Genomic DNA, 12837 nt, shown 5'->3' with positions numbered 1-12837 from the left:
CCCCCGAACCCCTGACCCGAACAGGAGCGATGACATGGACAAGTCCTGCGTCCGCCCCCTCGACCTGGACGACGCCGTCGCCCTCGTCGGCATCCTCGCCGCCCTCCAGGCCCTCCTCGACAGCGGCGGCCTCCCCCCTGAGGAGGTCGAGGCCCTGCGCCACGGCCTCGAGCAGGGCGGAGCCCTCCTCCCCGAAAGTGACGAGAACGAGATCGCGACGGCTCTGGGTGGGCTGAACGCCCGCCTGCGTGGGACCATCGGGTGATCGCGCCGCGCTCGACGTTCCCGTAGCCTTCATCCGCGCTCGTGTCGACCCCGGAGACGTGCTCCCCCGCCCACGGGTAGCGTCCGGTCCGGTCCCGCACTCCCACGGGGTCGCTGAACCCCGAGAGCCGGAGGAGATCCGATCGTGAACGGTGACCACTTCGTGCTCTCGACCGCGACGCCGTGGGACGACCGCACAGAGATCATCGGCGTGTACGCCTCCGAGGCGTGGGCCCGCGAGGCCGCGGCCGCATGGCTCGGCTCCCCGGACCGCGAGGCGTTCCCCCGGTGCGTCATCGAGGGCTGGAGCGGCGCGCACCTCCTCGGCCGCGAGATCGTCGAGGCCCTCGGCGTCGACGACGAGGGCGGCGACGAGTCGCTGGGCGGCCCCCGCAGCCTCTGACGTGGGGGCCTAGCCGCCCCAGTGCGACGGACGCTCGAAGTGCGACGGCAGCGTGGTCGCCGCATCCCCTCGGGCGCTGTTCACCTGCGCCTGGGTGAGGTAGACCGCCTCGGCGAGCCGCGCACCGGACACGTCCGCATCGCGAAGGTCCACCCCCAGCAGGTCGCACCGCTGCAGATCCGCACCCCGCAGGTCCGCGGCGAGGAGGAGCGCGCCCCGCAGATCCGCTCCCCGCAGGTCCGCGTTCCGGAGCGGTGCGCCCGCCAGATCGGCACCCGGAGCGAGCCGACGGCCCTTCGACCGGCGGGCAGCCGGCACCGCTCCTGCGCGAGCGGCCGCGCTCGCCGCGATCAGGAGCGGCCGGGACGCTCCGTACTCCGCGTCGACGTCGACCGCGACCACCTGCTCCGGCTCGCCGAGGGTGTGCGCGTGCACCGCGTCGAACCGCTCGCGCAGCTCGTCGAGGAGCGGCGCGCCGACGCCAGGCAGCGCCAGAGCGGAGTCGAGGTACCAGAGCAGCTCGTGCAGGCGGCGCATCAGCGGGAACACCGCGAACATCCGCTCGCGCACGGCCGGGTCGGACCGCCAGGAGACGCCGCCGAACGTCTGCTGCGAGACCTTCTGACCGGCGCCGAAGCAGTCGAAGACGGTGCAGCCGACGAAGCCCTGCGGCCGGAGCCGGCGGTGGATCGTGCACGCGTCCTCGCCGTCGAGGTTGACGCACGGGTCCCCGGCGCGCTTGTCGAACGGGAAGTCGGCGGAGCGGGCGAAGGCGAGGGCCACGCAGCACAGGCCGAAGCAGTTCGCGCAGTCGGCGCCGAGGTCCTCCCGGCGGCCGAGCTCGACTCTGGTGCGTGACGTCATCCGTCCGAGCCTACGCGCGGCGGCGCCTCCGGATCAGTGCGCGAGCGCGAGCACGCCGACGACCAGCACGCCGAGGCCCACGATACCGAGCAGCGAGACGAGGCTCTCCTTCCAGGAGAGACCCGCGCGCACGACGGCGATGAGGGCGATCCCCGCGAGCGTGGCGACGTAGACGCCCGCGCCGATCCGCAGCGCGACCGTCGCATCGATCCAGCCCAGCGCCGCGGCACCGAGCGCGAGGACCGGCAGCGACGCCGAGGCGAGCGCCCCGCCCGCGATCCGCAGCATGGTGTGCGTCTCGGAGCGCGAGGGCTCCGAGGCGTGCACGACCTGGTGCGCGATCACCTCGGCGACGAAGCCCGCGGCGGAGATCCCGATGATCGAGATCACGAGGCTCTGGAGGGCGTGGACCGCGTCGGGGTGGTCGCCGACGAGGTAGATCATCACCACGGCCAGGCCCGTGAAGGTCGCGTAGACGCGCTCCTTGAGGGCGCGGGCGATCTCGTCGAGGGGGCGGCGGGTCCGCTCCGCCCACCGGCCGGCGCGGCCCGGGCGCAGGCGCAGGGGCGTCATCCGGTCGGCGGGTGCGGTGCGGCCCTCGTCGGCCGCTCCGTCAGTAGGAGGCGGAGTCGACACGTGCCGCGGAGGAGTCGCCCGAGTGCCGCGCGGCGAGGTCGCCGAGGATGGTCGCGGAGCCGCTCGTGCCGAAGCGGGTGACGCCGAGGCCGCGGTAGGCGAGGAGCGTGTCGAGGTCGCGGACGCCGCCGGACGCCTTCACCTGGACGGCCTCCGAGACGGCACCGCGCATGAGGCGGAGGTCGTGCTCGTTCGCGCCTCCGCCCGCGAAGCCGGTGGCGGTCTTCACGAAGTCCGCGCCGGCACGCTCGGCCGCCCGGCTGCCCTCGACGACCTGCTCGTCGTCGAGGAGGCTCGTCTCGAGGATGACCTTGACGACGTGGCCCTCGGCGGCCTCGACCACGGCGCGGACGTCGTCCTCGACGTCCTGGAGCAGGCCGCTGCGGAGGCGGCCGATGTTGACGACCATGTCGAGCTCGGACGCGCCGTCGGCGAGCGCCTGACGCGACTCCGCGACCTTCGCCGCGGTCGAGGTGGTGCCGTGGGGGAAGCCGATGACCGTGCCGACCAGGACGCCGGAGCCCTCGAGCCGGGCGACCGAGTGGGCGATGTCGGAGGGGCGGACGCAGACGCTGAACACGCCGGACGCGCGCGCCTCGTCGAGCTGGGCGTCGACCTCGGCGCGGGTGAGCTCGGGCTTCAGGATCGCGTGGTCGATGAGCGCCGCGATCTCGGCGACGGTGGGCAGGCTGGAGTCGGTCATCCGCACATTTTACGTCCGCCGGCGGGACGACGAAGGCCCGCGATCCGATGGATCACGGGCCTTCGATCGTTCACGCCGCTAGCGGCGCTCGGTCACCAGCTGGACTTGGTGATGCCGGGCAGCTCGCCGCGGTGCGCCATGTCACGGAAGCGGACACGCGAGATGCCGAACTTCGTGAGGTTGCCGCGGGGGCGGCCGTCGACGGCGTCGCGCGAGCGGACGCGGACGGGCGAGGCGTTGCGGGGGAGCTTCTGGAGGCCGACGCGGGCGGCCTCACGGGTCTCGTCGGTCCCGGCCGGGTCGACCAGGGCCTTCTTCAGCTCGAGGCGCTTGGCGGCGTAGCGGTCGACGATCACCTTGCGCTGCTCGTTGCGGGCGATCTTGCTCTTCTTGGCCATACTTAGCGCTCCTCGCGGAAGTCGACGTGCTTGCGCACTACGGGGTCGTACTTCTTGAGCACGAGACGGTCGGGGTCGTTGCGGCGGTTCTTCTTGGTCACGTAGGTGTAACCGGTGCCGGCCGTCGAACGGAGCTTGATGATCGGACGGACGTCCTGCTGCTTGGCCATTAGATCTTCACCCCGCGAGCGAGAACATCCTTGACGACGGACTCGATGCCACGGGCGTCGATGACCTTGATGCCCTTGGCCGAGAGGGTCAGGGTGACGTTACGGCGAAGCGACGGCACGTAGTACGTCTTCTTCTGCACGTTCGGGTCGAAGCGGCGCTTGGTGCGCCGGTGCGAGTGCGAGATGGCGTGCCCGAAGCCGGGGACGGCTCCGGTCACCTGGCAGACTGCTGCCATGGTTTCCTCCATGTGTGGTTACCGTGGATCACGCGCGGCACGAAGCCCCGCCCGACCCACCCAAGGTCACTTGTCGGCGCACCGCCCGCCTGTCCGGCCGGAGCCGGAGCTCCTGCCCGGTGGGCAGCACGCAAGCGCGTGCAGATGCACGCAACCTCGCTAGGCTACGCGACCCGGGCGGCGGCCGCAATAGGGCGGGGACACTCCCCCGACAGGGTGGGACACTGCCCCGACAGGGTGGGGACGCCGCCCCGACGTGCACGGGGACTTCCTGGGAGATTCCGGCAGAAGTGGCCTCCCGTACCCCCCGAGCAGGGCGTTCGTGTATCTTGCGCCTTCCTCGCGGGTCGACTACCGCCCTACTCTGAGCCGACCGCGGGCGCCCGCTCCCGGCAGCAGCCGGGAGTAGCAGCACATGCGCCAGTCCTTCCTCCGTTCCCTCGTCGCCGCGGCCGTGCTCGTAGCGGGCGCAGGACTCAGCGTCGTGGCCGCGCCGACCGCGTCGGCGGCGCCGGTCTTCAGCACCGCGTGCTTCACCTCCCCGAAGGTCTCGACGGTGTCGCAGTACACCGTTCCCGCGACCGGGGTCTCGACGGTCCGCGCCGTCCTCAGCGGCCAGAACGGCGGGAAGGGTGCGAGCGGCCTCGGGACGGGCAACGCCGGCGGACGCGGCTCCAGCCTCGTCGTGGAGGTGCCCGTCACACCCGGGCAGGTGCTGGAGATCGGGCGCCTCACCGGCGCCCCGGCCGGAGCGGCAGGCGCCACGCGCTACGTGAACGGCGGCGTCTACGCGGGCGACTCCGGCGGCGCGGGCGGCGACGCCCAGTACCTCAGCACGGCCGGCTCGGACGGCTGTCAGCACGCCCTCGCCGTGGCGGCGGGCGGCGGAGGCGGCGGCGGGCGGTCCTCGGTCGGCGGCGACGCCGACGCCGGCAGCGGCGCGAGGGGCGGCGGGAACGGCGGCAGGAACAACGCGGCCGACGGCGGCGGCGGCGGCGCGGCCGGGCAGAGCTCGGGCGGCTCGCCCGGCGCCCGCGGCTACAGCACGTTCGGCGAGTGCGCCGACGGCAACAACGGCCAGTGGGGCGTGTTCCTCAACGACGGCAAGGGCGCCGACGCCGGCGCCTCCCGCGGCGGCGGCGGCAACTGCTCGTTCCCCGGCCACAGCGGCGGCGGCGGCGGGGCAGGCTGGTGGTACGGCGGCGGCGGCGGATCGCCCTACGTGTTCGGCAGCATGAACGACACCCTCGGCGTCATGAACGACCCCGGCGCCGGCGGCGGCGGCTCGAGCTACGTGCACCCGAGCGTGACGAGGATCTCGCAGACGGCCGGCCCGACGGCGGCCGACCCCGTGGTCGCTCCGGTGTACGACACCGCCGTGACCGTGACGCGCACCCCCGACTTCTCGATGCTCGGGCAGGAGGTCACCGTCACCGCGAGGGTGACCATCCCGAGCCTGGGCCGGCCGGTGGCCGCCGGCGGCACCGTCGAGATCCTCACCGGTGCGGGCACCAGCAGGGTGACCCTCGACGCGGACGGCGTCGGCGTGCTGACCACGAGGGACATCCCGCAGGGCTGGAACGAGATCCGCGCGCACTATCCCGACACCATCACCGCCGCCGAGGCGGGACGCGGGAGCTGGTCGGCGCTCCCCGCTCTGCGCCACGAGGTGCGCGCGTGCGCCGCGGCACCCGTCATCACCCGGCAGCCCTCGGACATCGCGGGCGTCACCAACCAGATCTACACGCTGACGATGGGCGTGAGCGTCTCGGCCGTCTACGGCGGCATCCCCGCCGTGTCGTGGGAGAGGTCCACCGACGGCGGCGCCACGTGGAAGCCCGCCCTCGGCCGGGCGGGCGCCCGGGAGGACGGGACCGCGTTCCTCGAGGCCGGCCCCGATCCCACCGGCTCCTACCGCTACCGGGCGACCCTGACCACCTGCGGGGGCAGCGTCCGCAGCGAGCCGGCCACCGTGGCGGTGGGCGGCGTGCGCTTCGACCTGTCGACGCTCCCGCAGAAGGCGTACGGCGACTCCTTCGACGCGAGCCCCTACGCGCAGGCCGTCGATGTGCCCGGCCGCTCGATCGTCCTGAGCAGCAGGACCGCCGAGACCTGCTCCGTCAGCGGCATGAGGGTGACCGTGCTCCACGCCGGCGTCTGCACGCTCGCGGCGAGGCTCGACGCGCTCGCTCCTCTGGGCTGGGCGGGCGAGCCCCTGCAGAGCTTCACGGCGAAGCCGAAGGCGCTCACGGTCACCGCTCCGACGGTCGACTACCCGCGAGGCGCGCCGTCCCCCGACCTGCGCTGCACGGCCGCCTTCGTCGGCTCCGACACCTTCGGCGCCCCGCTCACGGCCGGCGTCTACCGGCCGATCGTCACGGCGGACGACGTCATCTACCGCTTGATCCCGAACTGGCCCACCTCCACCTTCACCACCTTCACCACGCGGTGCAGCGGCGCGAAGGTCAGCAGCGACTACACGATCGCGGGGTACAAGGACGGCGCGCTGCGCATCGTCGCGGCTGTCCCGATGGTGACCGCCTCCTCGCCCTCGTCGACCTACGGATCCACTCCCCCCGCGATCACCGCCTCCGTGACCGGCTCCCCCTCGGGGACCGTCTCCTGCGGCGCCTTCGCGGCGTCCGACACCGGATTCAGGACGCCGCTGGCGCTCTCCGCGACGACCCCCGTCGGCCGCTACCCCACGCGCTGCTCCGGCCTGACGAACCCCTCGGGACAGCTGATCACCATCGACGGCGCGCTCACGATCTCGCCGGCGCCCCTCACGGTGACCGCGTCGAGCGCCGGGACGCAGGCGCACGGCACCGCGACCGCCCCGACGGTCACCTGCACGGCCGACGGCTTCGCTGGAACCGACCGCTTCGTCACCGAGCCGACCGGCGCCTACTACACGGCGGACGGCACCGGGAAGGTGACGGTCGGAGCGCGCACGCCCGTCGGCGACTACGTCACCAGGTGCGACGGAGGCGATGCGGGGCCGAACTACACCCTCCGGTCGATCCCCGGCACCTTCGCGCTGGCCGACCGCTCTGCCCCCGTCGTGACCGTGCCCGCCGCCGTCACGGCCGAGCCGGTCGACGTCTCCGGCGCCGTCGTCACCTTCGCCTCCTCCGCGGAGGACGCGGTCGACGGAGCCGTGGGCTCGACCTGCACGCCCGCCTCGGGGAGCGTCTTCCCGATCGGGGACACGACGGTCGACTGCAGCGCGGACGACGAGGCCGGCAACACCGGCACGTCCTCGTTCCGGATCACGGTCCGGAAGTTCTCGCAGACGGTCGCCTTCACCTCCTCGCGGCCGACCGCGCCGACGGCGCTGGGCACCTTCACCCCGACGGCCACCGGCGGCGGCTCCGGGAGCCCCGTCTCGATCGGAGCGACCGGATCCTGCGCGATCGCCGACGGCGTCGTGACCTTCACGCGCGGCGGCACCTGCACCGTGACCGCCGATCAGGCCGGCGACGACCACTACACCGCGGGGCGCGCCTCCTTCGATCTCGAGGTCGCGAAGGCGTCGCAGACGCTGACGGTCGCGGTGCCGAAGACCGGCGTCCTGGAGTCGACCGGCGTCGCCACGGCGACCTCGAGCTCGGGACTGCCGGTGCTCGTCAGGACCTTCTTCGGCTGCACCGTCGCCCCCGACGCGACGGGTGCGCAGATCCTGACCTACACCGAGCCCTCGACCTGCGGCGTGCAGTTCGACCAGCCGGGCGACGACGTGTACGCGGCCGCCGACGGCCTGGTGCGCTTCGTCCCGATCTCGCGGATCCCCCAGACGGTCGTCGTCACCTCGACTCCGCCCGACCGGGTGTTCACCGACGACCGGTACACGGTCGAGGCGACCGGCGGCGGCTCGGGCAACCCGCTCGTGATCGCGGTGATCGAGAACGGCAACTGCACCATCGCGGACGACGTGGTGACGTTCTTCGGCGACGGCACCTGCACGGTGACGATCGACCAGGCCGCGGACGATCGACACGACGCCGCTCCGCAGGTCCGGCAGGTCATCACGGTCGGGACTCCCGAGGGGAACCTCTCCTTCGGGAGCACCGCGCCCCCGCACGCGGTGTCGCTCGAGACGTACCGGCCGACGATCGTGCGCGGCCCGTCGAAGGGCGTGCCCGTGCTCTCCGCGAGCCGAGACTGCTCGATCCTCCCGGACGGAGTGACCGTGCGGAACGACGGGGCCGGGCTCTGCGTCCTGTCCCTCGACCAGCCCGGAGACGGCTACTGGCCCGCGCGGCACGCCGAGCAGGAGTACTCGATCTACTTCCTCCCGCAGACGGTCCGGATCACGAGCGCGCCTCCGGTCGGCGCCGTCCTGGGGGACACGTACCGCCCGGTGATCGAGGGCGGCGCCTCGGGCATCGCTCCGTTCCTCCTCACCACCGCGACGTGCTCCGCGAAGGACGGCGTGGTCACCTTCACCACGAAGGGCGTCTGCGGCGTCTTCGCCTACCAGAACGGCAACCGGCAGTACGACAGCGCCCGGCCCGCCGTGCAGGAAGTGGAGGTCGGCTACGCGCCCGGCTCCGTGGCGTTCACGACCGCCGTCCCGACCGACGCGGAGGTCGGCGGATCCTTCACTCCCGCCTTCACGCGCGGCCCGTCCTCCGGCCCCTCGGTGCTCAGCGTCTCGGGCGCCTGCTCCGACGGCGAGAACGGCGCCGTCCGGTTCGACTCCGCGGGCACCTGCACGCTGACGGCGATCCACTACCGCGACGCCACCTACGGCACTGCGCGGGCGGTCCAGACCTTCGAGATCACCGCGATCGCGCAGACCGTCGCCTTCACCTCGACCGCGCCGTCGACGGCCACGTCCGGCGACACGCTCACTCCGACCGCGACGGGCGGCGCCTCCGGGCTCCCCGTGACGATCGGAGCGACCGGCGCCTGCACGCTCGCGGACGGCGTCGTCACCTTCGCCGGCAGCGGCACCTGCACCGTCACGGCGGACCAGGCGGGCGACGGGCGCTACGCCGCGGCGGCGCAGGCCTCGCAGACCGTCGCGGTCTCGCAGCTCGCGGGCACCGTCGCGTTCGGCGGCGATGCTCCGGCCGAGGCCCGGGTCGGGGGCTCCTCGACGGCCGCGGTCGTCGCCGGCCCCTCCAGTGCTCCCCCGGTGCTGACGGCCTCCGGCGCCTGCTCCGTCGGGCCCTTCCGACTGGTCTCCTACGACTCCGCCGGCACCTGCACGCTGACGCTGGACCAGGCGGGCGACTCCCGCCACAGCGCAGCGCCGACGGCGGTGCGCAGCTTCGAGATCACCCGGACCGCGCAGACCGTGGCCTTCACCTCGCAGGCGCCGGACTCGGCGCTCGCAGGCGGCACCTACCGTCCGACCGCGACCGGAGGAGCCTCCGGGCGGCCCGTGGTGCTCGGAGCCTCCGGGTCCTGCACGCTCACCAACGGGGTCGTCGCCTTCACCGGATCGGGCACCTGCACGGTGACCGCCGACCAGACGGGCGACGCCCGGTACGACGCGGCGGAGCGGGCCTCGCAGGTGATCGCGGTCGGACTGCTCGCGGGCACCGTCTCCTTCGGCGGCAACGCGCCGACCGGCGCGACGGTCGGCGGGACGACCACCCCGCGGATCATCGCCGGGCCCTCCATGGCGCGTCCGGTGCTGACCGCCTCCGGAGCATGCTCGGCGGCCGCAGGAGTCGTGTCCCACGACTCCGTCGGCACCTGCACGCTGACGCTCGACCAGGCGGGCGACTCGCGGTACGGCGCCGCTCCGCAGGCCGTCCGCACCTTCGCGATCGGCGCCCTCGGCCAGACGCTGGCGTTCGCCTCGCCGGTCCCCGACGCGGCGGTCGCGGGGGGCTCCTACACGCCCGTCGTGACGGCCGGCGCGTCGAGCGCCCCCGTGGTGCTCGGAGCGGCCGGGTCCTGCACGATCGCGGGCGGGGTCGTGTCCTTCACCCGCTCCGGCACCTGCACGGTGACCGCGGACCAGGCCGGGGACGAGCGCCACTCGGCGGCTCCGCGGATCTCGCAGTCGGTGGAGGTCGGCGCGGCGGCGGGAGCGGTGACGTTCCGCGACGCCGCTCCGACGGACGCCCGGATCGGCGGCTCCTGGACCCCGTCGATCATCCGCGGCCCGTCGAGCGCCGACCCGGTGCTCGACGCCTCCGACTCCTGCTCGCTGGGAGAGGACGGCACGGTGTCCTACGACTCCGTCGGCACCTGCACGCTGACGCTGGACCAGGCCGGCGACGACGCTCACGCACCCGCGGAGCAGGTCGTCCGGACCTTCCCGATCGGCAAGGCGCTGCAGACCGTCGCCTTCACCTCCGCGGCTCCGAGCACGGCGACCGCGGGCGGCCGCTACACGCCGACCGCGGCGGGCGGCTCCTCCGACCTGCCGGTCACGATCGGCGCCACGGGCGCGTGCTCGCTCGCGAGCGGCGTCGTGACCTTCAGCGGATCCGGCACCTGCACGGTCACCGCGGATCAGGCCGGCGACGCCTCGCACGACGCGGCTCCCCAGGCGACCCAGTCGATCGCGGTCGCCGCGGTCGTCCCCCAGAAGAAGAAGGCGCAGAAGGTCGCCTTCTCGACCGCGATGCCGTCCTCGCCCGAGAAGGGGATCGCCTACCCGGTCGCGGCCACCGCCTCCTCCGGTCTGCCCGTGAAGCTGTACGCGAGCGGCAGCTGCACGCTGACCGCGACCGGCGCGGGCACGGCGACGGTGCGGCTGACGGGCGCGGCGAGCTGCACCGTCCGGGCCACGCAGGCGGGCGACTCGGCGTGGCTCGCCGCGACCTCGGTGACGCAGTCGCTGCAGGTGAAGTCCTCCACCCGCGCCGACCTGACGCTGACGCTGGCGCCGGCGCCGGGACTGGCGGCGACGGCCCCGCTCTCGGGCACGATCACCGTCCGGAACACCGGCACCCGGGACGCGGCGACGACGACCACCCGGGTCGTCGTCAGCGGAACGGTGGCGAGTGCGCCCGGCGCCGTGCAGACGAAGGGCTCGGCCGCGGGCACGACGGTCCTCACCTGGACCGCGCCGAGCGTCTCGGCCGGGCGGAGCACCACCTACTCGGTGACGCTCGTCGACCGGCCGGCCGCCACGACGATCGACGCCAGGGTGTCGACCGCCGCCACCGATCCCACGCCGGCGAACAACGCGGTCAGGCGCACCTTCCGGTAGAGGCTGCGGGGAGGGAGGGGTGTCGCGCCGCGTTGCCCGTTCCCTCCCCGACCGCTACGGTCGCGGGGACGCTCCGGGGGACGGGGCTCGCGAGGGGGGCCCGTGGACCGGTTGAGGCGACGCGCGCTGCTGCTGGGGATCGCCTCCTCGGCGGTCGCGCTGACGGGGTGCACGCCCGCCCGGCCCGCTCCCGCGGCGCTCCCGCCGAGCACGGCGCCGGCGGCGGTGCTGCCGTCCGCCGCGCCGACGGCCGTCCCGACCCCTCCCCGCCCCGTGCCGACCATGACCGCCGCGGCGACTCCGGTGCGGCGGAAGGCGCCGCTGCCCTCCGGCACGATCTCGGAGCTGCCCGGCGAGGGGAGCACGCTCGCCTGGACCGTCGACGACGGCGCGGACTCCGACGTGGTCGCCGCCTACGCGCAGTTCGCCCGCGACACCGGCACCCGGCTGACCTTCTTCCTCAACGGGAAGTACGACTCGTGGACCGTGAACGCGCCGCTGCTGGCTCCGCTCGTCGCCTCGGGGCAGGTGCAGCTCGCGAACCACACCTGGTCGCACGCCGACCTGACGAGCCTCTCGAGCGACGGCGTGCAGGAGGAGCTGGGCCGCAACGGCGACTTCATCCGCTCGACCTACGGGGTGGAGGCGGCGCCCTTCTACCGGCCGCCGTTCGGCTACACGGACGAGCGGAGCCGGGCCGCCGCGTCGGCGATCGGCTACACGGCGACGGTGCTCTGGTACGGCTCGCTCTCGGACTCCGGGCGGATCACGCCGGAGCAGGTGGTCGGCTTCGCGGACCAGTGGTTCCTGCCGCAGCACATCGTGATCGGGCACGCGAACTTCGATCCTGTGACGCAGGTCTACGCGCGGCTCGTCGACATCCTCCGCGAGCGCTCGCTCGAGACGGTGACCCTCCGCGACGTGTTCGCGGTCTGAGCGCCTCCCCGGCGGCGCGGGTCAGCGCAGCGCGGGTCAGCGCGCGGGTCAGCGCAGCGCAGGTCAGCGCGCGGGTCAGCGCAGCGCAGGTCAGCGCGCGGGTCAGCGCGGCGCAGGTCAGCGCGCGGGTCAGCGGAGCGCAGCGCGCGCGGCGGCGGAGACGGCCGCGGCGACCGCGTCGAGGGCGGGCGTGTGCAGGGCCCACTGCTGCCAGTAGAGGGGGACGTCGACGGGGTCGCCGCCCAGCTCGACGAGGCCCTCGCCGCCGACCGGGGCCTGCAGCTCGGGCAGCATCCCCCACCCCATGCCCAGGCGCACGGCCCGCTCGAAGTCGGTCGATCCGGGGACGCGGTGCTGCGGCGGTCTGCCGTCGACGCCGGCGGCCCGGAGGAAGTCGTCCTGCAGGCGGTCCTTCTCGTCGAAGACGACCAGCGGAGCGCTCGCGAGGCCGGCCGTGCCGCCGTCAGGGAACCAGCGCTCGGCGAACGCGGGCGAGGCCATGGCGCGGTACCGCATCACTCCGAGCGGTGCGACGGTGCAGCCGAGCACCGCTTCCGACTCTCCGGTGACGGCCGCCAGCACGGTGCCGTCGCGGAGGAACGCGGTCGTGTGCGCCTGGTCCTCGCGGTGCAGCTCCACCACGACGTCGGGGACGGAGGCGAGCGCGGGCAGCACCCAGGTGGCCAGGGAGTCGGCGTTGACGGCGAGCGGGAGGACGACGGGGCCCGCCCCCTCCGCGTCCTCGCCGCCGAGCGAGCGGACGGCGTCGTCGGCGAGGAGCTCGATCTGACGGGCGAGGCGGAGGAGCCCGGCACCGGCCTCGGTCGCGACGACCGGGCGCGAGCGCACCAGCAGGACGCGGCCTGCGGCGGTCTCGAGCGCCTTGATCCGCTGGCTGAGGGCGGAGGGGGTGATGTGCAGGGCCCGGGCGGCGGCGTCGAAGGAGCCGTACCGGACGGAGGCGGCGAGCGCGCGCAGGCGGGAGAGGTCGAGGTCGTCTGTCAGCATCAGTGCTGCTTACGGTACTGAAGGAGCATGAGCTGGTCTACA

General features: G+C 74.0%; 11 protein-coding genes. 4 read left to right on the top strand and 7 right to left on the bottom strand.

The window, feature by feature from the left end:
- Nucleotides 1-265, top strand: a 265-nt coding sequence (locus C5C30_RS11360; protein WP_219827798.1) for a hypothetical protein, incomplete at its 5' end; no start/stop codon positions are given.
- A gap of 144 nt (nucleotides 266-409) precedes the next feature.
- A complete protein-coding gene (locus C5C30_RS11355) occupies nucleotides 410-667 on the top strand; it encodes a hypothetical protein (protein WP_104324777.1) in 258 nt (85 codons plus the stop codon).
- A gap of 9 nt (nucleotides 668-676) precedes the next feature.
- Here the strand turns inward: C5C30_RS11355 and C5C30_RS11350 are convergent, their stop codons facing one another.
- The 6 genes from C5C30_RS11350 to rpmB all read right to left on the bottom strand — a co-directional run bounded on the left by C5C30_RS11350 (nucleotide 677) and on the right by rpmB (nucleotide 3674).
- Nucleotides 677-1531, bottom strand: a complete 855-nt coding sequence (locus tag C5C30_RS11350; protein ID WP_104333755.1) for a pentapeptide repeat-containing protein — start codon at nucleotides 1529-1531, stop codon at nucleotides 677-679.
- 33 nt (nucleotides 1532-1564) lie between these two features.
- The gene (locus C5C30_RS11345; RefSeq protein ID WP_146081521.1) at nucleotides 1565-2167 is read right to left on the bottom strand and encodes a hypothetical protein; all 603 of its coding nucleotides are present in this window, start codon (nucleotides 2165-2167) and stop codon (nucleotides 1565-1567) included.
- Nucleotides 2145-2870: a deoxyribose-phosphate aldolase gene (deoC, locus tag C5C30_RS11340; protein WP_181027245.1), complete on the bottom strand. Its 726-nt coding sequence runs from the start codon at nucleotides 2868-2870 to the stop codon at nucleotides 2145-2147. The genes C5C30_RS11345 and deoC overlap by 23 nt, the downstream gene beginning before the upstream one ends.
- A gap of 92 nt (nucleotides 2871-2962) precedes the next feature.
- A complete protein-coding gene (gene rpsN / locus C5C30_RS11335) occupies nucleotides 2963-3268 on the bottom strand; it encodes a 30S ribosomal protein S14 (protein ID WP_104225107.1) in 306 nt (101 codons plus the stop codon).
- A 2-nt stretch (nucleotides 3269-3270) separates the two neighbouring features.
- On the bottom strand, nucleotides 3271-3438 hold the full coding sequence (gene rpmG, locus C5C30_RS11330; protein WP_027692168.1) for a 50S ribosomal protein L33: 168 nt from the start codon (nucleotides 3436-3438) through the stop codon (nucleotides 3271-3273).
- On the bottom strand, nucleotides 3438-3674 hold the full coding sequence (gene rpmB / locus C5C30_RS11325) for a 50S ribosomal protein L28 (RefSeq protein ID WP_056038148.1): 237 nt from the start codon (nucleotides 3672-3674) through the stop codon (nucleotides 3438-3440). Before rpmB ends, rpmG begins: the two co-directional genes overlap by 1 nt.
- A 415-nt stretch (nucleotides 3675-4089) precedes the next feature.
- Between rpmB and C5C30_RS11315 the strand changes: the two genes are divergently transcribed.
- Both C5C30_RS11315 and C5C30_RS11310 read left to right on the top strand, forming a co-directional pair.
- Entirely contained in the window at nucleotides 4090-10851 is a 6762-nt protein-coding gene (locus C5C30_RS11315) for an HYR domain-containing protein (protein WP_146081520.1), read from the top strand.
- A 102-nt stretch (nucleotides 10852-10953) separates the two neighbouring features.
- The gene (locus C5C30_RS11310) at nucleotides 10954-11787 is read left to right on the top strand and encodes a polysaccharide deacetylase family protein (RefSeq protein ID WP_219812674.1); all 834 of its coding nucleotides are present in this window, start codon (nucleotides 10954-10956) and stop codon (nucleotides 11785-11787) included.
- A gap of 129 nt (nucleotides 11788-11916) precedes the next feature.
- On the opposite strand, the gene C5C30_RS11305 is transcribed toward C5C30_RS11310, so the two are convergent.
- Nucleotides 11917-12795, bottom strand: coding sequence for a LysR family transcriptional regulator ArgP (locus C5C30_RS11305; protein ID WP_104273870.1), 879 nt, complete (start codon nucleotides 12793-12795; stop codon nucleotides 11917-11919).
- Nucleotides 12796-12837: the final 42 nt, after the last annotated feature.

This window comes from Rathayibacter sp. AY2B5, from assembly GCF_002931645.1.
GTDB lineage: Bacteria > Actinomycetota > Actinomycetes > Actinomycetales > Microbacteriaceae > Rathayibacter.
This window is presented reverse-complemented; position numbering and strand designations above follow the sequence as displayed.